We start from the raw sequence: 21,599 nt of genomic DNA, 5'->3' as shown, positions 1-21,599 counted from the left end.
GACTACCTCGTCTTCCTCGCCGCAGCCGTGCTGCGACGCCGCTCGTACTCCTGCAGGGGGGTCACATCGAATCCTGCCCGAATCGCATCCAGTGACGCCACCGCAGCGGACAACTGAGCCACCGTCGTGAACAGGGGTTTGTCGGCTGCGACGGCCGCGGCGCGGATCTCGTAGCCGTCCGCGCGGGCCGATCGGCCCGACGGCGTGTTGACGACGACGTCGATCTCGCCGCGGCGGATGAGCTCGACCACATCCGGTCCGACCTCACCCGACTCGCTGAGCTTGCGCACGACCTCGGCCTGGATGCCGTTGCGACGCAGCATCTCGGCGGTGCCGGCCGTCGCGACGAGCCGGAACCCCACCTGGCTGAGGCGCAGGGCCGAGAGCACGATGGACCGCTTGTCCCGGTCCGCGACCGACACGAACACGGTGCCGGACAGCGGGAGCCCGCCGTACGCGGCCTCCTGGCTCTTCGCGAAGGCGCGCGGGAAGTCGCGGTCGATGCCCATGACCTCGCCGGTGGAGCGCATCTCCGGCCCGAGCAGGGAGTCGATCACGTTGCCGGCGCGGTCACGGAACCGCTTGAACGGCAGCACGGCCTCCTTCACGGCGACCGGGGCGTCCGCCGGGACGTCGCTGCCGTCGCGCGCAGGCAGCATGCCGTCCTCGATCAGGTCGGCGATCGGCCGGCCGGCCATGACGAGCGCGGCGGCCTTCGCGACCTGCACCCCGAGCGCCTTCGAGACGAACGGCACCGTGCGGGAGGCGCGGGGGTTCGCCTCGAGCACGTAGAGCACCCCGGCGGCGACCGCGAACTGCACGTTCAGCAGGCCACGCACGCCGACGCCCTGCGCGATCGCGAGCGTCGCCGTCCGCACCTCGTCGATGACGGAGCGGCCGAGGGTCACCGGCGGCAGGGTGCAGCTCGAGTCGCCGGAGTGGATGCCGGCCTCCTCGATGTGCTCCATCACGCCGCCGATCCAGAGGTCGGTGCCGTCGTAGAGCGCGTCGACGTCGATCTCCACGGCGTCGTCGAGGAACCGGTCGACGAGCAGCGGATGATCCGGGCCGACGATCGCCTGGCCGGCGATCCGCTCGAAGTAGCCGTCGAGGCTCCCGGCGTCGTAGACGATCTCCATCCCGCGGCCGCCGAGCACGAACGAGGGACGCACGAGGACCGGGTAGCCGATCTCGGCGGCGACCGCCTTCGCGCTCTCCGCATCCGTCGCCGTGCCGTTCTTCGGCGCGACGAGGCCCGCGTCGGCGAGGATCGCAGCGAACAGCCCCCGCTCCTCGGCGAGGTCGATCGCGGCGGGCGAGGTGCCGAGGATCGGCACACCGGCGGCCTCGAGCCCCTTCGCCAGCCCGAGCGCGGTCTGGCCGCCGAGCTGCACGATCACGCCGACGACGGTGCCGCTCGCGGACTCCGCGTCGACCACCTCGAGCACGTCCTCGAGGGTGAGCGGCTCGAAGTAGAGCCTGTCCGAGGTGTCGTAGTCGGTGGAGACGGTCTCCGGGTTGCAGTTCACCATCACGGTCTCGTACCCCGCGTCGCGGAGCGCGAACGCGGCGTGCACGCACGAGTAGTCGAACTCGATGCCCTGGCCGATCCGGTTCGGGCCGCTGCCGAGGATCACGACCTTCCGGGCGTCCGACGGCTCGACCTCGGTCTCCTGGTCGTAGGTGGAGTAGTGGTACGGCGTGAGCGCCGGGAACTCCCCCGCGCACGTGTCGACCGTCTTGTAGACCGGGCGGATCCCCGCGGCCTGCCGCTCGCGGCGGATGCTCGCCTCGTCGGTGCCGCGGAGCTCGGCGAGCTGCGCGTCGGAGAAGCCCTGCTCCTTCGCCGTCCGGAGCAGGAAGGGGTCGAGCTCGTCCGCGGCGCGGATCCGGTCGGCGAGCGTGTTGATCTCGACGATCGCGTCGAGGAACCACGGGTCGATCGCCGTCGCCGTATAGACCTCCTCGACGGTGGCGCCGGCGCGGAACGCCTGCTGCACCTGCCCCATCCGTCCGTCGGTCGGCGTGCGGATCGTCTCGAGCAGGGCCGCCTTGTCGCCGGGCTCCCCCGCCCAGGTGAACGAGCTGCCCCGCTTCTCGAGCGAGCGGAGGGCCTTCTGCAGCGCGGCGCCGTAGGTGCGGCCGATGGCCATCGCCTCGCCGACCGACTTCATGGTGGTCGTCAGCTCGGGATCCGCGGCGGGGAACTTCTCGAACGCGAACCGCGGCACCTTCACGACGACGTAGTCGAGCGTCGGCTCGAAGCTCGCCGGGGTGACGCGGGTGATGTCGTTCGGGATCTCGTCGAGCCGGTAGCCGATCGCGAGCTTCGCGGCGATCTTCGCGATCGGGAAGCCGGTGGCCTTCGAGGCGAGCGCGCTCGACCGGGAGACCCGCGGGTTCATCTCGATGACGATGATCCGGCCGGTGGTGGGCTCCACCGCGAACTGGATGTTGCAGCCGCCGGTGTCGACGCCGACCAGCCGGATGATGTCGATCGCGATGTCGCGCATCCGCTGGTACTCGCGGTCCGTCAGGGTCATCGCCGGGGCGACGGTGATGGAGTCGCCGGTGTGCACCCCGACGGGGTCGACGTTCTCGATGGAGCAGACGACGACCGTGTTGTCGGCGTGGTCACGCATCAGCTCGAGCTCGTACTCCTTCCAGCCGAGGACCGACTCCTCGAGGAGCACCTCGCCGACCGTGGAGGCGGCGACGCCCTGCGCGACGAAGCGCGCGAGCTCCTCCGGGGTGTGGGCGAACCCGGAGCCGAGGCCGCCCATCGTGAAGGAGGGCCGGACCACGAGCGGGTAGCCGAGCACCTCCGCGTGCTGCAGCGCGTCCTCGACGCTCGTCGCGATCGCGCTCTTCGCCACCTCGGCGCCCGCCTCGATCACGAGGTCCTTGAAGATCTGCCGGTCCTCGCCGCGGCGGATCGCGTCCACCTTCGCGCCGATCAGCTCGACGTCGTACTTCGCGAGGATCCCGGCGTGGTCGAGGGCGATCGCGGCGTTCAGGGCCGTCTGGCCGCCGAGCGTCGGCAGCACCGCGTCCGGCCGCTCGGCCGCGATGATCTTCTCGAGCACGGGCACAGTGATCGGCTCGATGTAGGTCGCGTCGGCGAAGTCGGGGTCGGTCATGATCGTCGCCGGGTTCGAGTTGACGAGGATCACGCGGATCCCCTCCTCGCGGAGCACCCGGCACGCCTGGGTGCCCGAGTAGTCGAACTCGGCCGCCTGGCCGATGACGATCGGCCCGGAGCCGATCACGAGCACGCTGGCGATGTCGTCGCGCTTGGGCATCAGCTCGCTCCTTCCGTCGGGGCGGTCTCGACGGCGATCGCCGCCGCCTCGCCCTGGTCACGCGCCGCGAGCACGAGGTCGCGGAAGCGGTCGAACAGCTCCGCGGCGTCGTGGGGGCCCGCGGCGGCCTCGGGGTGGTACTGCACCGAGAAGGCCGGGAGGTCGAGGCAGGCGAGGCCCTCGACGACGTCGTCGTTGAGGGCGACGTGGGTGACCTCGGCGCGGCCGAAGCCGGCGGGGGTGTCCACGACCCGGCCGATCGGCGCGTCGACGGCGAAGCCGTGGTTGTGCGCGGTGATCCCCACGCGGCGGGATCGGAGGTCCATCACCGGCTGGTTGATCCCGCGGTGGCCGAAGGGCAGCTTGTAGGTGCCGAACCCGAGCGCGCGGCCGAGCAGCTGGTTGCCGAAGCAGATGCCGAAGAACGGCGTGCGCCGGGTGAGCACCTCCTTCAGCAGCGCGACGTGCCGGTCCGACGCCTCCGGATCGCCGGGGCCGTTCGAGTAGAAGACGGCCGAGGGCTGCAGCGCGTAGAGCTCGTCCACCGTCACGGACTCCGGAACGACGTGCACGTCGAGTCCCCGTTCGGCCAGCGCCGCGATCGTCGCGGCCTTGATGCCGAGGTCGACGATCGCGACCGAGCCGATCCGCTCCCCCACCGCCGGCACGGTGTAGACCGCGTCGGTCGACACCTCAGCCGACAGGTTCAGCCCGCTCATCGGCGGCTGCGCCTGCACGAGCGCGAGCTGCTCCTCGGGGGCGAGGGCCGCATCCTCCCCCGAGAAGATGCCGGAGCGCATCGCGCCCTTGTCTCGGAGGTGACGCGTGGCGGCGCGCGTGTCGAGGCCGGCGATGCCGACGATGCCGTCGTGGACGAGGTCGTCCTCGAGGGTGCGCTTCGAGCGCTGGTTCGAGGCGAGGCGCGACGGGGCGTGCGCGGCGTAGCCGGCGACCCAGATGCGGCGCGACTCCGGGTCCTCGTCGTTCATCCCGGTGTTGCCGATGTGCGGCGCCGTCTGGATGACGATCTGGCCGGCGTAGGACGGGTCGGTGAGCGTCTCCTGGTAGCCGGTCATGCCGGTGGCGAAGACGGCCTCGCCGAAGGTGCGGCCGCGGGCGCCCCAGGCACGGCCGGGGAAGCGGCGGCCGTCCTCGAGCACGAGCACGGCGGGTTCAGGCGTCGTCATGCGGACCTTTCGCAGCGGATCGGATGCCGACCAGCTCCTCGACGGCGGCGACGAGCGCGGCGCGCGGGAGCGGGTCGATGCGGAACGAGGACTCGACGGGCACGGGCCCGTCGTCGGTGTCGAGCGACCAGGCCAGGACGGTGAGCCCGCCGGGTTCCACCGTCCGGTCGATCGTCCAGGTGCCGGTGCCGGCGCCGGTGACGCTGGCGGCAGGCAGGTACAGCGGCGTGGCGCCGTCGCGGTCGACGCGCACGCCCGTGTCGGTCACCGCGACGTGCGCCCTGGCCCGGAAGCCGAGGGCGTGGGCGCTCACGCGGTCGAGCGGACGGCCGGCGAACGTGGTGGCGAGGTAGAGGCCGTCGGCCTCGGCGCGCACCGCGCCCTCCGTCTCGGGGGCCGCCGGCAGGGCCAGGCCGCGCTGCCGCCGGCCGCGCAGGCGCCACGAGACGACCATGCCGGCGAGCGCGGCGACGAGCACGATCAGCGTGATCGTGACGGCGACGGGTGGGATCACGCGGTGCCCCCGGCGACCTCGGCCGCGTCCCGGAGCACGCCGTCGAGCACGGTCGGCCGGCCCTCGTGCAGCACGGCGACGACCCGCCCCGGCAGCGTGCGGCCGAGGTAGGGCGAGTTCGTGCTGCGGCCCGCGAGATCGGCGGTGGAGAGCACGCGGCTCGCCGCTGGGTCGAGCAGCACGAGGTCCGCGCGGGCGCCGTCCACGAGCGGTCCCCGGTCGGGAAGGCTCCCGATGACCGCAGGCGCGCTCGCCATCACCCGTTCCACCTCCGCCCAGCCGAGCAGGCCGGTCTCGACCATCGCCGCCTGCACCACGGACGCGGCGGTCTCGAGGCCGACCATGCCGTTCGCGGCGGCCTGCCACTCGCTGCGCTTCGCCTCCGCCGGGTGCGGGGCGTGGTCGGTCGCAACGACGTCCAGGGTACCGTCGGCGAGCCCGGCCCTGAGGGCCGCGACGTCCTCGGCGGCGCGCAGCGGCGGGTTCACCTTGAAGCGCGGGTCGTAGCCGCGCGCGGCCTCGTCGGTGAGCAGCAGGTGGTGCGGGGTCACCTCGGCGGTGACCCGGACGCCACGCGCCTTCGCCCAGCGGATGAGCTCGACGCTCCCGGCGGTCGAGACGTGGCAGACGTGCAGGCGGGCGCCCGCCGCCTCGGCGAGCAGCACGTCGCGGGCGATGATCGCCTCCTCCGCCACCGCCGGCCAGCCGGCGAGCCCGAGCTCGGCCGAGACGGCCCCCTCGTGCAACTGCGCCCCTCGGGTGAGCCGCGGCTCCTCCGCGTGCTGGGCGATCACGCCGCCGACGATGCGGGCGTACTCGAGCGCGCGGCGCATGAGCAGCGGATCCGCGACGCAGGACCCGTCGTCGGAGAAGATCGTGACCCGGGCGCGGGACCGGGCCATCGTGACGAGCTCCGCGAGCTCACGGCCCTCGCGGCCCTTCGAGACGGCGCCGATCGGCCGCACGTCGACGTAGCCGGCCGCCCTGCCGAGCGCGGCGACCTGCTCGACGACGCCCGCGGTGTCCGCCACCGGGTCCGTGTTCGGCATGGCGTGGACCGTGGTGTAGCCGCCCGCCGCCGCGGCCCGCGAGCCGGTGAGCACCGTCTCGGCGCCCTCACCGCCCGGCTCGCGGAGGTGGGTGTGGAGGTCGACGAAGCCGCGGAGCGCGATGAGGCCGTCGGCGTCGATGACCCGGTCGCCGGGCGACGCTGCGAGGGCGCCGGTGGCGGTGACCACACCGTCCTCGACGGCGAGGTCGGTGCGGACGCCGTCGCCGGCGCGGAGCGCGCCGCGGATCAGGATCCTGGTCATGCGGCGCCCCTTCGTCCGGCGAGCACGTCGTACAGCACGGCCATCCGCACGGCGATGCCGTTCTCCACCTGCTCGAGCACGGTGGAGCGCGGCGAGTCGGCGACCTCGCCGGCGATCTCGAGCCCGCGGTTCATCGGACCGGGATGCATGACGAGGCTGCGCTCCGGCAGCCGCGCCGCCCGGGCCGACGACAGCCCGTAGAGCGCCGCGTACTCCCGGGCGCTCGGGAAGAAGGCCTCGGTCATCCGCTCGCGCTGCACGCGGAGCATCATCACGACGTCGGGGCCGGCGTCGATCGCCTCGTCGAGGTCGATGCCGGCGGTGACCGGCCAGCCGCCGACCGCGCCCGGCAGCAGCGTCGGCGGGCCGACGAGCCGCACCGCCGCACCGAGCGCGGTGAGCAGCCAGACGTTCGAGCGGGCCACCCGCGAGTGCAGCACGTCGCCGACGATCACGACCGCGACGCCGTCGAGGTCCCGGCCCCGCGACGCCGCCCCGTGCAGGCGCTTGCGGATGGTGAAGGCGTCGAGCAGCGCCTGGGTCGGATGCTCGTGGGTGCCGTCGCCGGCGTTCACGATGCCCGCGCGCGTCCAGCCGCTCGAGGCGAGCACCTCCGCCGCGCCGGACGCCTGGTGCCGGATCACGATGCCGTCGGCACCCATCGCCTGCAGGGTCTGCGCGGTGTCCTGGAGGCTCTCGCCCTTCGAGACCGAGGAGCCCTTCGCGCTGAACGTGATCACGTCGGCGGACAGCCGCTTCGCCGCGGCCTCGAAGGAGATCCGCGTGCGGGTCGAGTCCTCGAAGAAGAGGTTCACGACGGTCGTCCCGCGCAGCGTCGGCAGCTTCTTCACCTGGCGCTGCTGCGTGTCCGCCATGTCCTCGGCGATGTCGAGCAGCGCGACGGCGGCGTCCCGGCCGAGCCCGCGGGTGGAGAGCAGGTGCTCGCTCATTCGATGGTCACCCCGTCCTCGCCGTCGACCTCCACGAGCCGCACGCGGATCCGCTCCGTCTTCGCCGACGGCAGGTTGCGGCCGACCGAGTCGGGCCGGATCGGCAGCTCGCGGTGCCCCCGGTCCACCAGGACCGCGAGCCGCACCACCGCCGGTCGGCCGAGCGCGGTGAGGGCGTCGAGCGCGGCGCGGACGGTGCGACCGGAGAAGAGCACGTCGTCGACGAGGACGACCGTGGCCCCGTCCACGTCGGCCGGCACGTCGGTGCGCCCCGTGGGGCGGGTGGGCTGGGAGCCGAGGTCGTCGCGGTAGAGGGTCACGTCGAGCGTGCCGACCGCGACCGGTTCGCCCGCCACCTGGCTCATCGCGGCGGCGAGGCGCGCGGCGAGCACGGCACCGCGGGTGGGGATGCCGAGCACCAGGAACCGGGCGCCGTCGGGTGCGGTCTCGAGAAGCTCGTGGGCCATCCGCATGATCGCGCGGCGTACGTCGTCGGCCTGCAGCAGGGTGCGCGGCGGCATCCGACCTCCTTCCCCGCCTCACTGGACGGTCCTTAAAGGTGATCGCGGACGAGCCTAGCGTTCCCGTCCGGCGCCCGCGGATCGGCTGGGGATCCTTCCGCTCCGGCCCCGGCAGCGGGACCATGGCCGGGCGGAGGGAGTCCCGGTGAACCGCAACGACGATGCGCAGACCGACCTCGCCGCGCTGCGCCGGGCCGTCTACGCCCGCGACGCGACGCCTGCGGCCTCCGAGGCGTACGCCGCTGCGCTCGCCGCCGCGGGCCGGAGGGTGCCCGATCCGGGCACGGAGGCCGCACGACCGCCGGCGAGCGAACCGACGATCGACGCACCCCGCCGCCACCACCGCTGGGCCGCGGTCGGCGCCGCGAGCGGCGTGGCGGCGACGCTGATGCTCGGAGCGCTGCTCGCCGGGCGCAGCGCCGGCGCCCCGCCCGTCCTGCGGGACTCGGGAACCGTGACCGTCGCCGCGCCAGCCGCGCCGGCCGCGCTGCCGGTCCCGACCAGCACTCCGCTGCCCGCGATCGTGCCGCCGCCGGTGCCGGGCCCGGTCCTGGCATCCCTCACGAGCACGAGCGGGGCGGTCGCCGCCCAGCTGGACGCCGGTGGGCACCACGTGCTGATCACCGCCATGTGCGGCGGCGACGGCACCGTCTCCATCGGCCTCTCCGACGGCACGAGCACGGTCATCACCTGCGCCCCCGGCCAGGACGGGCTCTCGATGGCGCAGAGCGCGAAGCCCCTCGGCCGCTTCACCGTCACGACGAGCACGACCGGGCACCCGATCTGGGCGCTCACCGTCGGCGTCGTGCTCAGCGCGGTGGAGTGAGGGCGGCCCCGCGCCTGGTGCTCAGCCGGCGGCGGGGCTCAGGCATCCGCCGCAGAGCCGAGCTGCGTCCGCTCCGCGATGGCGTGCAGCACGCCGTTCACGAACCGCGGGCTGTCGTCGGTGGAGAGCTCCTTCGCGAGCTCGACCGCCTCGTCGATCGCGACGGGCGCCGGGACGTCCGCGTTGTACCGGATCTCCCAGACGGCGATGCGGAGGATCGCGCGGTCGACAGCGGGCATCCGCTCGATCGGCCAGGCCGGCGCGCGCTCGGCGATCTCGGCGTCGATCTCGGCGGCGTGGTCGATCACGCCCTGCACGATCTCGCGGGCGTACGGCCAGCTCGAGGAGCGCTCGGGGCGGGCGAGGGCGCGCTCCTGCTCCGCGGCGAGCGCGTCGGCCTGGGAGTCGCCGCGCACGTCCGCCGAGAAGAGCACGTCGAGCGCGCGCTTGCGCGACTTCGTCCGTGCCGACACGTCAGCTCACGCGGCCGAGGTAGTCGCCTGTGCGCGTGTCGACCTTGACCTTCGTGCCGGTCTCGAGGAACAGCGGCACCTGGATCTCGGTGCCGGTCTCGAGCGTCGCGGGCTTGGTGCCGGCCGACGAGCGGTCGCCCTGCAGGCCCGGCTCGGTGTAGGTGACCTCGAGGACGACGGAGGCCGGCAGCTCGACGTAGAGCGGGTTGTCGTTGTTCATCGCGATGGTCGCGGACTGGTTCTCGAGCAGGTAGTTCGCCGCGGTGCCGACGACGGCGGCCGGGATCGGCAGCTGCTCGTAGGTCGTGGTGTCCATGAAGACGAAGTCGTCGCCGTCGCGGTAGAGGAACTGGTAGTCGCGCCGGTCGACGTTCTCGATGTCGACCTTCGCCCCCGCGTTGTAGGTGCGGTCGACGACCTTGCCGGTCACGACGTTCTTCAGCTTCGTGCGGACGAAGGCGCCGCCCTTGCCGGGCTTCACGTGCTGGAACTCGACGACGTTCCAGAGCTGGCCGTCGATGTTCAGGACGATGCCGTTGCGGATGTCAGCGGTGGACGCCATGTGGATGCTCTTCCTTCGGTCGAGAGGGCCCGGGGTCGCCGGGCCGACCCGACAGTCTACGCGCCGCCGGCTGAGGCGATCCGGCCCGCGACGTACTGCAGCGCGAGGCGGTAGCCCTCGACGCCGAGACCCGCGATCACGCCGGTGGCGACGCCGGAGACGACGCTCGTGTGCCGGAACTCCTCGCGGCGGTGCGGGTTCGAGATGTGCACCTCGATCAGCGGCAGGCCGGCCTCGGTGACGAGCACCGACGCGTCCCGGAGCGCGTACGAGTAGTGGGTGAACGCAGCGGGGTTCATGATCACCGGGGAGCCGGTGTCGACCGCCTCGTGCAGCCAGGAGATGAGGGTGGCCTCGTCGTCGGTCTGCCGCAGCTCGACCTCGACGCCCTCGGGCGCCGCCGCCACGAGGTCCCGCTCGACGTCGGCGAGCGTCGCGGATCCGTAGATCGTCGGCTCCCGGGTGCCCAGCCGCTGCAGGTTCGGACCGTTCAAGACCAGGACGCGAGCCACGCCGCCACTGTATCGGGGCGGGATGGGCGGTTTCGGGCGGAACGGGCGTCCGATGACGCCCGGATGCGTCCGAACCGGCCCGTCGTCAGGTGGCGATCTCGTTGTACGCGGTGAAGAGCAGGTGGTCCTCCGGGCCGTTCAGGATGCTCGTGCGCCCGATCCCGTCGAGCAGCACGAACCGCAGCAGGCCCGCCCTTGCCTTCTTGTCGCGGCGCATCGCCGCGGTGAGCGTCGGCCAGCGGCCGGCCGGGTAGCCGAGCGGCAGCGTGAGTCCGCCGAGGATCTCCCGGTGCAGCTCGACCCCGTCGTCGTCGAGGCGGCCCACCAGGCGGGCGAGCTCCGCGGCGAACACCATGCCGACGGAGATCGCCGAGCCGTGCCGCCAGCGGTAGCGCTCCGCGTACTCGATCGCGTGGCCGAGGGTGTGCCCGTAGTTGAGGATCTCCCGGCGCCCCGACTCGCGGAAGTCGCCGCTGACGACGTCGGCCTTGACCCGGATGGCGCGGGTCACGAGGTCCGCGAAGACGTCGGATGCGGGGTCCGTGGCCGTGTCGAGGTCGCCCGTGAGGGCGTCGAGGATCGCGGTGTCGGCGATGAAGCCGCACTTCGCGACCTCGGCGAAGCCGGCGAGCAGGTCGTTGCGGGGCAGCGTCTCCAGGGTGTCGAGGTCGGCGAGCACGGCGGCGGGCGCCCAGAAGGCGCCGACGAGGTTCTTGCCCTCGGTCGTGTTGATGCCGGTCTTGCCACCCACGGCGGCGTCGACCATGCCGAGCACGCTGGTGGGCAGCTGCACCAGCCGCACCCCGCGGAGCCAGGTGGCGGCGACGAAGCCGGCGAGGTCGGTGACCGCGCCGCCGCCGAGGCCGATGATCGCGTCCGAGCGGGTGAAGTCGGCCTGGCCGAGCACCTGCCAGCAGAACGCGGCCACCTCGATGCGCTTCGCGTCCTCCGCATCCGGCACCTCGGCGAGCAGGACCTCGATGCTGCCTGCGAAGCGCTCGCGGATGGCCTCGGCGCGCTTCGCCTGCACGGGCTGGTGCACGACGAGCACCTTCTTCACCCCGGCACCGAGCGCGTCGGCGAGCTGGTCGCCGAGGTCCCGGCCGATGACGACGTCGTAGTCGCCGGCGCCCCGGACGGGCACGATCACGGGATCCGTCACGATCCGACCTCCTCGGATGCCAGGCGTTCGGCGAGCTCCTCGACGAGGTGCGCCATCGGGCGTCGCGACGTGTCGACGACGACGTCGGCGAGGTCGGCGTAGAGCGCTGCGCGCTCGTCCGCGATCCGCCGCCAGGACGCGAGCCCGTCGACGAGCAGAGGGCGCCTGCTGTTCTCGAGGCGCGCGGCGACCGCTGCCTCGTCGACGGTGAGCAGCACGACGGTGCAGCTCGCCAGGTCGTCCCGGGTGCCGGGGTCGAGCACGGCACCCCCGCCGAGTGCGACGACGCCGCCCCCGGCGAGCGCGTCGGCGACCACGGACCGCTCGATCGCGCGGAAGGCGGGCTCGCCGCGCTCCGCGAAGAGCTCTGCGATGGGTCCGTGCGCCGCGACGATCCGCTGGTCCGTGTCGACGAAGGGCACGCCGAGGCGCTTCGCGAGCTTGCGCCCGATCGAGCTCTTCCCCGCGCCCATCGGCCCGATCACGGCCACGGTGCGGGCGGTCACGGCGCGGCGGTCCGCAGGGTCGGCGGAATCGCGGCGAGGTAGCCCTCGATGTTGCGGCGCGTCTCTGGCAGCGAGTCGCCGCCGAACTTCTCGAGCAGCGCGTCGGCGAGCACGAGCGCCACCATGGCCTCGGCGACCACCCCGGCGGCCGGCACCGCGCAGACGTCCGAGCGCTGGTGGTGCGCGGACGCGGCCTCCCCCGTCGCCACGTCGATCGTGCGGAGCGCCCGCGGCACCGTGCTGATGGGCTTCATCGCCGCCCGCGCCCGCAGCACGTCACCCGTCGTCATGCCGCCCTCGGTGCCGCCGGCGCGGTCCGTCTCGCGGCGGATGGCGCCGTCGGCGAGCACGAGCTCGTCGTGGGCGGCGGATCCGCGGCGGCGCGCGGTCGTGAAGCCGTCACCGACCTCGACGCCCTTGATCGCCTGGATGCCCATGAGTGCGGCGGCCAGGCGGGCGTCGATGCGGCGGTCCCAGTGCACGTAGGAGCCGAGGCCGGGCGGCAGCCCGTGCACGACCACCTCGACGACGCCGCCGAGGGTGTCGCCGGCGCGGTGCGCGTCCTCGATCTCGGCGACCATCGCGGCGCTCGTGGCCGGATCCGCGCAGCGCACCGGATCGGCGTCGATCCGCTCGCCGTCGCCCGCGGACGGCACGGCGGCGTCCTCGGGCACCTGCACCGGGCCGATCGCCACGACGTGGCTGAGCACCGAGACGCCGAGCTCGCCGAGGAACGCGCGGGCGACGGCGCCGAGCGCGACGCGGGCCGCGGTCTCGCGGGCGCTCGCCCGCTCGAGCACGGGGCGCGCCTCGTCGAAGCCGTACTTCTGCATGCCCGTCAGGTCGGCGTGCCCGGGCCGCGGGCGGGTCAGCGGTGCGCCGCGACCCCGCGAGGCGTCGGTCAGCGGCACGTCCTCGGCGGACATGACCTCCTGCCACTTCGGCCACTCGGAGTTGCCGATCGTGATCGCGACCGGGCCGCCGATGCTCCGGCCGTGCACGACGCCGCCGGGCACGGCGAGCTCGTCCTGCTCGAACTTCTGCCGGGACCCGCGGCCGACGCCGAGGCGGCGGCGCGCGAGGTCCTCGCGGATCGCGTCGAGGGAGACGGGCACGCCCGCGGGCAGCCCTTCGAGGATGGCGGTGAGGCTCGGGCCGTGCGACTCACCGGCCGTGAGCCAGCGCAACATCGTCATGAGTCTTCCATGACGTCGCGACCCACCGCGGCACGCATCGCCTCCCGGACGGCGTCCTCCTGCGACAGCGGCCGCTCCGGGTCGCGGCTCGTGAAGATCCGCACCTGCAGGAGCGCCTGCTCGATCAGCAGGTCGAGCCCGTGCAGCAGCACGCCGCCGGCCGCAGCCCAGGCCGCGCCGAGCGCGGACGGCCACGGGTCGTACGCGACGTCGAGCAGGGGGACGCCGGATGCGTCTCCCGGCACCGCGACCCCGGAATCGGTCCCGCCTGGCAGCGTCGCGACCACGACATCGGCCGACGCCAGCGGCGCATCGGACAGCGGTACGAACCCGGTCGCGAGGCCGCCGAGCGCCGCCTCCGCGCGCGCCGGATCGCGAGCCGCCACGATCCGTCCGGGCACGCCCAGCCGGCGCAGCGCCTCGAGGCTGCTCGCCGCCGTCGCGCCCGCCCCGAGCACCACCGCTCGCCGGTACGGGCCGGCGCCGAGGACCGCGGCCACGCCGGCGACGTCCGTGTTGAAGAGGCGCGGCCGCTCGCCGAGCAGCAGCGTGTTCGCCAGCCCCAGCCGCTCGACGAGGGCGTCATGATCGGCGACGAACGGCACCACGGCGCGTTTCAGCGGCATGGTGAGCGACAGGCCGAGCCACTCCGGGCCGAGTCCCGCGAGGAACCCGGCCAGGTCTCCCTCGCGCACCTCCGCGCGTCCGTAGTCCCAGTCGAGCCCGAGCACGCGGGCGGCCGCGGCGTGGAGCAGCGGCGACCGCGAGTGCGCGATGGGCGCCCCGAGCACCGCGAGGCGGCGCGTCCCGTCCACCTGGCCTACTTGGCGTAGCTCGGATGCGCGGCGAGCCACGCGTCGAACCGGGCCGAGGCCTTCTCGTGCTCGGCCTCGGTCGTGCTGAACACCGTCTCGCCGGTCTCGAGGTTCACAGTGACGAAGAAGAGCCACGTGCCCTTCGCCGGATGCAGCGCGGCGTGGATGGCGACATCGCCGGGGCTCGAGATCGGGCCGGGCGGCAACCCGTAGTGCAGGTCGGTGTTGTACGGGTTCTTGTCCGCGTACTGCTTCTTCGTGGGCACGACGGTCGTGCCGCCGGCGCCGTAGCTCACCGTCGCGTCGCTCTGCAGCATCATGTGCTTCGCGAGCCGGTTGAGGAACACGCGAGCGACCTTCGGGTCGTCGGCGCCGTTGCCCTCCTTCTGCACCAGCCCCGCGAGGGTGAGCACCTTCTCACGGTCGGCCGGCGCGACGCCCGCCGCGTCGAGCGACTGGTACATCCGCTTCACCATGGTGGTCAGCATCGCCTTCGCCGACATGCCGGGCTGGAACCGGTACGTCGCCGGGAAGAGGTACCCCTCGAGGCTGGGCGCGGAGGCCGGCACGCCGAGCGACCGGTAGTCCTTCGCCGCGGCCTGCAGCTCGGCCAGCGGCGTGCCGGTGGCCTTCGCGATCGCGGGCAGGATCGTGCGCACCGTGTCGCCCTCGCGGATGAGCACGTCGGCGACCATGAGGTGGCCGGGGTCCTCGAGTGCGGCGAGCGCGGTCGCCGCGCTCATGTGGTGCGCGAGCCTGTAGGTGCCCGGCTGGAGCGCCGGCTCCGGCTTCGACTTCAGCAGCAGGTCGTAGAAGGCGGCACGGGTCTTCGTGACGTCCTCGGCCGCGAGCCGGTCGGCGACCGTCGAACCGAGGTCGCCGGGCTTGATCACGAACTCGACGGTCCCGGATCCGCTGCCCGTGTAGTCGTTCCGATAGCCGAACAGGCTCTTCACCTGGTCGGGATGGACCGAGTAGGCGGCCGCGAGCGCACCGCCTCCGAGCAGCAGGAGCACGACCACCGCGGAGACGATCCACGGCCAGACGCGGCGGTGGCGGCCGCGCCCATGCCGGTGCGGCTCGCGTTCCGAGCCGTCCGCGATCTCGCGGGGCGCGAGCAGGACGGAGAACTCGTCGGGGCGCCCGTCGTCGGCACGCACGTCGAACTGGCCGCTTCGGGTCTTGGCCACGGTGCTACTTCCGGTTCGGATCGACGAGCGCGCCGGGCGCCTCGCCTCGGGCGCGCTCGGCATCGAGGGCGTGCTGCAAAAGTATCACCGCAGCAACCTGATCGATCACGGGACGCGAGCCCCGCGTGTTCCGTCCGGATGCGTGCAGCGCCGACTGGGCGCTGACGGTCGTGAGCCGCTCATCGACCAGCCGCACGGGCCGGGGGCCGTCCGCGAGCATCGCGGCGACCGACCGGGCGTCCGCGGTCGAGGCCGTGTCGGTGCCGCGCATCGACAGCGGAAGGCCGACGATCAGCTCGATCGCGTCGAGCTCGTCGGCCAGCGCCGTGACCCTCGCGACGACGGACGCGACGTCCGCGCCGCGCTGCACGGTCTCGACCGGCGTCGCGAGCAGCCCATCCGGGTCGCTGCGGGCGACGCCGACGCGCACCGTGCCCACGTCGACACCGAGCCGGACCCCTCGCCGCATGCCGGTCAGCGCGGGAGCCCCGCTGCCACGGCGTCGAGCGCGGATCCGATCGCGGACGCGTCGCTCCCGCCGCCCTGCGCGAGGTCGTCCCGACCGCCGCCGCCGCCGCCCAGCACCTGCGCGGCGGCGCGGGCGAGCGGGCCGGCCTTGGCGCCGGCGTCCCGGGCCTCGCGGTTCGACCCGACGATCACCACCGGACGGCCGCCGACCGTGGCGGCGAGCGCCACGACGGCGGGGATCGCACCGAGCTTGTCCCGCACGCCGGTGACGAGACCGCGGAGGTCGTCGGCGCTGCCGAGCTCCCCGACCTGCTCGAGCACCGCGGTCACGGCGCCCACCGGCTTCGCGTTCGCCGCGATCGCGGGCACGCGTCCGGACAGCGCCTGACGCTCGAACTCGGCGATGCGCTTCTCCGCGGCCTTCAGGCTCGCCGCGAGATCGGCCACGCGGGCCGGGATCTGCTCCCGCGGCACCTTCAGCGCCGATCCGAGCTGCGCCACGAGCGCCCGCTCGGCCGCGAAGTCCTGGAACGCCTGGGGTCCGACGAGGGACTCGATCCGGCGGCTGGTCGCCCCGACCGAGGACTCCCCCACCACGTTGATGAGGCCGATCTCGGACGAGTGCGCGACGTGCGTGCCGCCGCAGAGCTCGCGCGACCACGGGCCGCCGATGTCGACCATCCGCACGACGTCGCCGTACTTCTCGCCGAAGAGGGCCATGGCGCCGAGCGCCTTCGCCTCGTCGATCGGCAGCACCCGGGTGACGACGTCGAGGTCCTCGTTGACGCGCTGGTTCGCGATGTCCTCGACCTCGCTGCGCGTCTCGGGGCTGAGCGGGGCGTTCCAGGAGAAGTCGAGCCGCATGTAGCCGGCCTTGTTGTAGGAGCCCGCCTGGTGCGCATCCGGTCCGAGCACCTGCCGCAGGGCCGCGTGGATGAGGTGCGTCGCCGAGTGCGCCTGCGTGGCGCCGCGGCGGTAGAGCGGATCGACGATCGTGATCGCCGGGTCGCCGACCGCGACCTCGCCCTGGGTGACCTGCACGCGGTGGCTGACGAGGCCCGCGACCGGTCGCTGCACGTCGACGACCTCGAGCACGTAGCCGGGGCCGCGGATCTCGCCCTGGTCGGCGTCCTGACCGCCCGACTCCGCGTAGAGGGTCGTCTCGGCGAGGATCACCTCGGCGATGTCGCCGAGCGCGATCGACGGTACCGAGACGCCGTCGCGCAGCAGGCCGAGCACGCGGCTCTCCGTGGTGAGCTCCTGGTAGCCGAGGAACGCGGTCTCGCCATGTGCCCGGAACTCCGTGTAGATGGAGAGGTCGGCGAGGGCGGTCTTGCGCTGCTTCGCGTCCGCCTTCGCGCGGGCGCGCTGCTCCTGCATGAGGCGGTCGAACGCGCCGCGGTCCACCGAGAGGCCGGCCTCCTCCGCGACCTCGAGGGTGAGGTCGATCGGGAAGCCGTACGTGTCGTGCAGCAGGAACGCGGTGTCACCCGCGACCTCACGGCCGCCGGTCTCCTTCGTCCTCGTGATCGCCGTGTCGAGGATCGTCGTGCCGCCGACGAGCGTGCGGAGGAAGCTCTCCTCCTCCGCGTTCGCGAGCCGCTGGATCCGGCCGAACTCGGGCACGAGCTCGGGGTAGGCGGGCGCCATCGCGTCGCGGGACGCCGGGAACAGCTCCCCGAAGGTCGCCCCCTCGACGCCGAGCAGCCGCATCGCGCGCACCGAGCGGCGCAGGAGGCGGCGTAGCACGTACCCGCGGCCCTCGTTGGACGGCGTGACGCCGTCGAGCATGAGCATCATCGCGGAGCGGATGTGGTCGGACACGACACGCATCCGCACGTCGTCCTCGTGGTCGGCGCCGTAGCGCCTGCCCGAGAGCTCGGCCGCCGCCTCGATCACCGGCCGGATCTGGTCGATCTCGTAGATGTTCTCGACGCCCTGCTTGAGGAAGGCGACGCGCTCGAGGCCCATGCCGGTGTCGACGTTCTTGTTCGGCAGCTCGCGGACGACGTCGAAGTCCTCCTTCGACCGGATGTTCGCGATCTCGTACTGCATGAACACGAGGTTCCAGATCTCGACGTACCGGTCGTCGCCGGTCGCCGGGCCGCCGTCGGCGCCGTACGCGGGGCCGCGGTCGAAGAAGATCTCGGAGTCGGGACCGGCGGGGCCGGGCTGGCCGGTCATCCAGTAGTTGTCGGCGTAGCCGAGCCGCTGGATGCGCTCGGCCGGCAGACCGACCTCGTCGCGCCAGATCTCCTCGGCCTCGTCGTCGTCCTGGAAGACGGTGACCCAGAGGTCCTTCGGGTCGAAGCCGAGGCCACCGTCGGCCTCATCCGTCGTGAGCAGCTCCCAGGCCCACCTGATGGCGTCCTGCTTGAAGTAGTCGCCGAACGACCAGTTGCCGAGCATCTGGAAGAACGTGCCGTGCCGCGGCGTGCGGCCGACCTCCTCGATGTCGAGGGTGCGGATGCACTTCTGGCTGTCGACGGCGCGCGGGTAGGGCGCGGGGACGGTGCCGTTCAGGTACGGGATGAACGGGACCATGCCCGCGACCGTGAACAGCAGGGACGGGTCGGGCGAGACGAGCGACGCGCTCGGCACGACCGTGTGGCCGCGGTCGGCGAAGAACTGGAGGTATCGACGTCGGATGTCAGCGGTCTGCACGGATCAGCCGTTGTCCTTCTCGTTCAGGCGCGCGCGGTAGCTGTCGGCGAAGGTCTGCACGAACTCCCCGGCCGTGCCGTTCACGGCGGCGAGCACGCGTCGACCGCCCGGCGTGCGCGAGAGCTGCTGCGACAGCACGATGCCGGCGAGCACGCCGACGATCAGCCAGAGAACCTTGCCCATGGCCCCTCCTTCATCCGACCGTCAAGCCTACCGAGGCCGAGCCGAGGGCCTGGCCCACGTGCTGGAACGACGAACGCCCGCCCCTCGAGAGGGACGGGCGTTCGGTGCTGAGAATGAGGACTAGCGAGCCGCGTAGTACTCCACGACCAGCTGCACGTCGGCCTGGATCGGCACCTCGACGCGCTTCGGGCGGCGGGTGAGGCGGGCGTGCAGGCGGTCGAGCTCGACCTCGAGGTAGCCCGGGACCTTCGGCAGGACCTCGGCGTGACCGCCGGCGGCCGCGACCTGGAACGGCTCGAGCTGCTCGCTCTTCTCCTTGACGTGGATGAGCTGGCCCGGCTTCACCCGGTAGCTCGGCCGGTCGACGATCTTGCCGTCGATCAGGATGTGGCGGTGCACGACGAGCTGGCGGGCCTGGGCCGTGGTGCGGGCGAAGCCGGCGCGGAGCACGAGCGCGTCGAGGCGCTGCTCGAGCAGCTCGACGAGGTTCTCACCGGTCAGGCCGGCTGCGCGGCGGGCCTCGTTGAAGACGATGCGGAGCTGCTTCTCGCGCAGGCCGTACTGGGCGCGGAGACGCTGCTTCTCGCGGAGACGGACGGCGTAGTCGCTGTCGGCCTTGCGCTTGCTGCGGCCGTGCTCACCGGGCGCGTAGGGGCGCTTCTCGAGGTAGCGGGCGGCCTTCGGGGTCAGGGCGACCCCGAGCGCACGCGAGAGGCGGACCTTGCCGCGGGTGCGGGACTTGGTGGACATGCGTTCCTTCCGGGAACTCGACAAACGGACTCGCTCGCGCGGGCGCGAGCGAAAGCATCGCGAGGGTCGTGCTGTGCGGGAACCGGTCGGCTACAGACGCGGGTCCCCTCGCGGTTCCGGTGTCGCAGCCGCACGACACGGTGGATCCGCTCCAGGCCGCCGACGATTCTAGCAGAGCAGCGGGGTCAACCGCCGTCCTCGATCCCGCGAACCCGGCGGCGCAGCCGCTCGAGCCGCGGGCCCGTCTCACGCTCGAACCCGTTTCCTGTCGGGGCGTAGTAGTCGCGGCCCACGAGTTCGTCGGGCGGGTACTGCTGCTCGACCACGCCGTGCTCGCCGTCGTGCGCGTACCGGTAGCCCTTGCCGTGGCCGAGCCGCTTGGCACCCGGGTAGTGCGCGTCGCGGAGGTGCGGCGGCACCCGGCCGATGCGGCCGGCGCGCACATCGGCGATCGCGGCGTCGATCGCCAGGTAGGAGGCGTTCGACTTCGGCGCGAGCGCGAGGTAGGTGACCGCCTCGGCGAGCGGGATGCGCCCCTCCGGCATGCCGATGAACTGCACGGCGTCGGCGGCGGCGATCGCCAGCGGCAGCGCCTGCGGGTCGGCCATGCCGATGTCCTCGGCGGCGAGCACGATGATGCGCCGGGCGATGAAGCGGGGATCCTCCCCCGCCTCGATCATCCGGGCGAGGTAGTGGATGGACGCGTCGACGTCGCTGCCCCTGACGGACTTGATGAACGCGCTGATCACGTCGTAGTGCTCGTCGCCGTCCCGGTCGTAGCGGAGCAGCGCCCGGTCGACGGCGGTCGCGACGAGCTCGGTGGTGATGCGGGGCCGCTCCGGCTCGCCCCCGGCCCCCTCGTCCTCGTCCCGGCCCTCGTCGGCGTCGTGCTCCTGGGCGGGCGCGTCCGCGGCGAGGATCGACGCCGCCTCCAGCGCGGTGAGCGCCCGCCGGGCGTCACCGGAGGCGAGCCGCACGATCGCGGCCCTGGCGTCCGACTCGAGCACGAACCGGTCGACCAGCCCGCGCGGGTCGACGAGCGCCCGGTCGACGAGCATCCCGAGGTCGTCGTCGGAGAGCGGCTGCAGGGTGAGCAGCAGCGACCGGGACAGCAGCGGGGCGATCACCGAGAAGGACGGGTTCTCCGTGGTCGCGGCGATCAGGGTGACCCAGCCGTTCTCCACGCCGGGCAGCAGCGTGTCCTGCTGCGCCTTGCTGAACCGGTGGATCTCGTCGAGGAACAGCACGGTCGACGTGCCGTAGAGATCGGCGGTGGTGCGGGCCTCGTCCATCACCTGCCGCACGTCGCGGACGCCCGCGGTGACGGCGGACAGCTCGACGAAGCGGCGCCCGGAGCTCGCGGCGATGGCCTGCGCCAGCGTGGTCTTCCCGGTGCCGGGAGGACCCCAGAGCAGCACCGAGGTCGCGCCGCTCGCGCCGTCGGATGAGGCGAGGCGGCGCAGCGGCGACCCGGGCCGCAGCAGATGCGCCTGGCCGGCGACCTCGTCGAGCGACTTCGGCCGCATCCGCACCGCGAGCGGGACCGGACCCGACCGCAACCCGACCTGTGCCTGCACGCGGACACGATAGGCGGACGGGCGGACAGGCCGCGCCTCCATCGCGGCATCCTTACCGGCGCCTCCTACGATGGGCGCCGCTCACAGCGGAGGGACGGCACGTGGCGGCACGGAGCGCGCGGGAACGCGCGGAACGCGAGGCGAGGCGGCGCAACCGGCTCTTCACGGCACGGCGGACGGTGCACGAGCAGCAGGTGCAGCGACGCCGGCGCGACGACCTGATCGCGCCGATCGTGCTCCTCGTCGTCGTGGCGCTGGCGATCACGGCGCAGGTCCTCTACTTCACGAGCGGCCCGGGCAAGCCGGCATCGAAGCCCTCGCCATCCGCCTCCGCGACCACCTCGCCGACGCCCACGCCGACCAGGACGGTGCCGCCGAAGGCCCTCTCGGAGAATCGCACGTGGACGGGCACGATGACCTTGAACACGACGAAGCTCGGCATCTCGCTCGACGGCAAGGCCGCCCCGCAGGCCGTCGCGAACTTCGTGAGCCTCACGCAGCAGGGCTTCTACACGGGCCTGAGCTGCCACCGGCTGACGGTCAAGCAGCTCTACGTGCTGCAGTGCGGCGACCCGAACGGCGACGGCAGCGGCGGCCCCGGCTACAGCTTCGGCCCCATCGAGAACGCGCCGAGGGACGGCGTGTACCCGGCGGGCACGATCGCCATGGCGAACACCGGACAGCCGGACAGCCAGGGCAGCCAGTTCTTCCTCGTCTACAAGGACACGACGCTGCCCGGCGGCTACACCGTCTTCGGCCACATCACGAGCGGCCTCCCGGCGCTCAGGTCGGCGATCACCGACAAGGGCGTCGTCGCATCGGCCCAGTCCACCGGCGACGGCGCACCGGCGGTGAAGACGACGATCACCGCGCTCACCGTGCACTGACGGACGACCGGAGGCGCCGATCAGCGGTGCAATAGTGTGGA

General features: G+C 73.1%; 21 protein-coding genes. 2 read left to right on the top strand and 19 right to left on the bottom strand.

Annotated elements, in window-relative coordinates; genetic code table 11:
• Positions 1-2: 2 nt before the first annotated feature.
• From carB to pyrR, 6 genes are read right to left on the bottom strand one after another with little or no spacing between them, the layout of a single operon-like run.
• Positions 3-3,302: a carbamoyl-phosphate synthase large subunit gene (gene carB / locus VIG76_RS01145; RefSeq protein WP_331950151.1), complete on the bottom strand. Its 3,300-nt coding sequence runs from the start codon at positions 3,300-3,302 to the stop codon at positions 3-5.
• Positions 3,302-4,489, bottom strand: a complete 1,188-nt coding sequence (gene carA / locus VIG76_RS01140; protein ID WP_331950149.1) for a glutamine-hydrolyzing carbamoyl-phosphate synthase small subunit — start codon at positions 4,487-4,489, stop codon at positions 3,302-3,304. The genes carB and carA overlap by 1 nt, the downstream gene beginning before the upstream one ends.
• On the bottom strand, positions 4,476-5,003 hold the full coding sequence (locus VIG76_RS01135; RefSeq protein ID WP_331950147.1) for a PH-like domain-containing protein: 528 nt from the start codon (positions 5,001-5,003) through the stop codon (positions 4,476-4,478). Before VIG76_RS01135 ends, carA begins: the two co-directional genes overlap by 14 nt.
• Positions 5,000-6,316 (bottom strand): dihydroorotase, encoded by a 1,317-nt coding sequence (locus tag VIG76_RS01130; protein ID WP_331950145.1) that lies wholly within the window; start codon positions 6,314-6,316, stop codon positions 5,000-5,002. Before VIG76_RS01130 ends, VIG76_RS01135 begins: the two co-directional genes overlap by 4 nt.
• Complete coding sequence (locus tag VIG76_RS01125) at positions 6,313-7,266, bottom strand: aspartate carbamoyltransferase catalytic subunit (RefSeq protein ID WP_331950143.1); 954 nt, start codon at positions 7,264-7,266, stop codon at positions 6,313-6,315. Before VIG76_RS01125 ends, VIG76_RS01130 begins: the two co-directional genes overlap by 4 nt.
• Positions 7,263-7,787: a bifunctional pyr operon transcriptional regulator/uracil phosphoribosyltransferase PyrR gene (gene pyrR / locus VIG76_RS01120; protein ID WP_331950141.1), complete on the bottom strand. Its 525-nt coding sequence runs from the start codon at positions 7,785-7,787 to the stop codon at positions 7,263-7,265. Before pyrR ends, VIG76_RS01125 begins: the two co-directional genes overlap by 4 nt.
• A 145-nt stretch (positions 7,788-7,932) precedes the next feature.
• Here pyrR and VIG76_RS01115 point away from each other — a divergent pair, with 145 nt between their 5' ends.
• A complete protein-coding gene (locus VIG76_RS01115) occupies positions 7,933-8,613 on the top strand; it encodes a hypothetical protein (RefSeq protein ID WP_331950139.1) in 681 nt (226 codons plus the stop codon).
• A gap of 38 nt (positions 8,614-8,651) precedes the next feature.
• Here VIG76_RS01115 and nusB read toward each other — a convergent pair whose 3' ends face one another.
• From nusB to VIG76_RS01050, 13 genes are all read right to left on the bottom strand, one after another.
• Positions 8,652-9,086: a transcription antitermination factor NusB gene (nusB, locus tag VIG76_RS01110; protein WP_331950137.1), complete on the bottom strand. Its 435-nt coding sequence runs from the start codon at positions 9,084-9,086 to the stop codon at positions 8,652-8,654.
• A 1-nt stretch (position 9,087) separates the two neighbouring features.
• Positions 9,088-9,648, bottom strand: a complete 561-nt coding sequence (gene efp, locus VIG76_RS01105; RefSeq protein WP_331950135.1) for an elongation factor P — start codon at positions 9,646-9,648, stop codon at positions 9,088-9,090.
• A gap of 56 nt (positions 9,649-9,704) precedes the next feature.
• Positions 9,705-10,160, bottom strand: coding sequence for a type II 3-dehydroquinate dehydratase (aroQ, locus tag VIG76_RS01100; RefSeq protein WP_331950133.1), 456 nt, complete (start codon positions 10,158-10,160; stop codon positions 9,705-9,707).
• A gap of 85 nt (positions 10,161-10,245) precedes the next feature.
• Positions 10,246-11,322: a 3-dehydroquinate synthase gene (gene aroB, locus VIG76_RS01095; protein WP_331950131.1), complete on the bottom strand. Its 1,077-nt coding sequence runs from the start codon at positions 11,320-11,322 to the stop codon at positions 10,246-10,248.
• Positions 11,319-11,795: a shikimate kinase gene (locus VIG76_RS01090; protein ID WP_331950299.1), complete on the bottom strand. Its 477-nt coding sequence runs from the start codon at positions 11,793-11,795 to the stop codon at positions 11,319-11,321. Before VIG76_RS01090 ends, aroB begins: the two co-directional genes overlap by 4 nt.
• Positions 11,796-11,824: 29 nt before the next feature.
• On the bottom strand, positions 11,825-13,018 hold the full coding sequence (aroC, locus tag VIG76_RS01085) for a chorismate synthase (protein WP_331950297.1): 1,194 nt from the start codon (positions 13,016-13,018) through the stop codon (positions 11,825-11,827).
• 2 nt (positions 13,019-13,020) lie between these two features.
• Complete coding sequence (locus VIG76_RS01080; RefSeq protein ID WP_331950129.1) at positions 13,021-13,839, bottom strand: shikimate dehydrogenase family protein; 819 nt, start codon at positions 13,837-13,839, stop codon at positions 13,021-13,023.
• Between the two features lie 5 nt (positions 13,840-13,844).
• Positions 13,845-15,029 (bottom strand): endolytic transglycosylase MltG, encoded by a 1,185-nt coding sequence (gene mltG / locus VIG76_RS01075; RefSeq protein WP_331950127.1) that lies wholly within the window; start codon positions 15,027-15,029, stop codon positions 13,845-13,847.
• A 4-nt stretch (positions 15,030-15,033) separates the two neighbouring features.
• Positions 15,034-15,498 carry a Holliday junction resolvase RuvX gene (ruvX, locus tag VIG76_RS01070; protein ID WP_331950125.1) on the bottom strand — a complete coding sequence of 155 codons (465 nt, stop codon included), beginning with the start codon at positions 15,496-15,498 and terminating at the stop codon, positions 15,034-15,036.
• Between the two features lie 5 nt (positions 15,499-15,503).
• Positions 15,504-18,161, bottom strand: a complete 2,658-nt coding sequence (gene alaS / locus VIG76_RS01065) for an alanine--tRNA ligase (protein ID WP_331950123.1) — start codon at positions 18,159-18,161, stop codon at positions 15,504-15,506.
• Between the two features lie 3 nt (positions 18,162-18,164).
• The gene (locus VIG76_RS01060; RefSeq protein ID WP_331950121.1) at positions 18,165-18,344 is read right to left on the bottom strand and encodes a hypothetical protein; all 180 of its coding nucleotides are present in this window, start codon (positions 18,342-18,344) and stop codon (positions 18,165-18,167) included.
• 120 nt (positions 18,345-18,464) lie between these two features.
• Positions 18,465-19,094, bottom strand: a complete 630-nt coding sequence (rpsD, locus tag VIG76_RS01055) for a 30S ribosomal protein S4 (protein WP_331950119.1) — start codon at positions 19,092-19,094, stop codon at positions 18,465-18,467.
• A 185-nt stretch (positions 19,095-19,279) separates the two neighbouring features.
• Positions 19,280-20,713 (bottom strand): replication-associated recombination protein A, encoded by a 1,434-nt coding sequence (locus tag VIG76_RS01050; protein ID WP_414640590.1) that lies wholly within the window; start codon positions 20,711-20,713, stop codon positions 19,280-19,282.
• Between the two features lie 59 nt (positions 20,714-20,772).
• On the opposite strand from VIG76_RS01050, the gene VIG76_RS01045 reads away from it, so the two are divergent.
• The gene (locus tag VIG76_RS01045) at positions 20,773-21,558 is read left to right on the top strand and encodes a peptidylprolyl isomerase (RefSeq protein ID WP_331950117.1); all 786 of its coding nucleotides are present in this window, start codon (positions 20,773-20,775) and stop codon (positions 21,556-21,558) included.
• The last annotated feature ends 41 nt before the right edge of the window (positions 21,559-21,599 follow it).

Source organism: Amnibacterium sp., assembly GCF_036559085.1.
Taxonomy (GTDB): Bacteria; Actinomycetota; Actinomycetes; order Actinomycetales; family Microbacteriaceae; genus Amnibacterium.
Note: the sequence above shows the minus strand (reverse complement) of the source record. Positions and strands in the feature narration are given on the sequence as shown.

Coding starts and splice junctions, on each gene's coding strand:
- carB (WP_331950151.1), bottom strand. CDS start 3,302: ATGCCCAAGCGCGACGACATCGCCAGCGTGCTCGTGATCGGCTCCGGG.
- carA (WP_331950149.1), bottom strand. CDS start 4,489: ATGACGACGCCTGAACCCGCCGTGCTCGTGCTCGAGGACGGCCGCCGC.
- VIG76_RS01130 (WP_331950145.1), bottom strand. CDS start 6,316: ATGACCAGGATCCTGATCCGCGGCGCGCTCCGCGCCGGCGACGGCGTC.
- VIG76_RS01125 (WP_331950143.1), bottom strand. CDS start 7,266: ATGAGCGAGCACCTGCTCTCCACCCGCGGGCTCGGCCGGGACGCCGCC.
- pyrR (WP_331950141.1), bottom strand. CDS start 7,787: ATGCCGCCGCGCACCCTGCTGCAGGCCGACGACGTACGCCGCGCGATC.
- efp (WP_331950135.1), bottom strand. CDS start 9,648: ATGGCGTCCACCGCTGACATCCGCAACGGCATCGTCCTGAACATCGAC.
- VIG76_RS01090 (WP_331950299.1), bottom strand. CDS start 11,795: ATGGGCGCGGGGAAGAGCTCGATCGGGCGCAAGCTCGCGAAGCGCCTC.
- aroC (WP_331950297.1), bottom strand. CDS start 13,018: ATGTTGCGCTGGCTCACGGCCGGTGAGTCGCACGGCCCGAGCCTCACC.
- ruvX (WP_331950125.1), bottom strand. CDS start 15,498: ATGCGGCGAGGGGTCCGGCTCGGTGTCGACGTGGGCACGGTGCGCGTC.
- VIG76_RS01060 (WP_331950121.1), bottom strand. CDS start 18,344: ATGGGCAAGGTTCTCTGGCTGATCGTCGGCGTGCTCGCCGGCATCGTG.
- rpsD (WP_331950119.1), bottom strand. CDS start 19,094: ATGTCCACCAAGTCCCGCACCCGCGGCAAGGTCCGCCTCTCGCGTGCG.
- VIG76_RS01050 (WP_414640590.1), bottom strand. CDS start 20,713: ATGGAGGCGCGGCCTGTCCGCCCGTCCGCCTATCGTGTCCGCGTGCAG.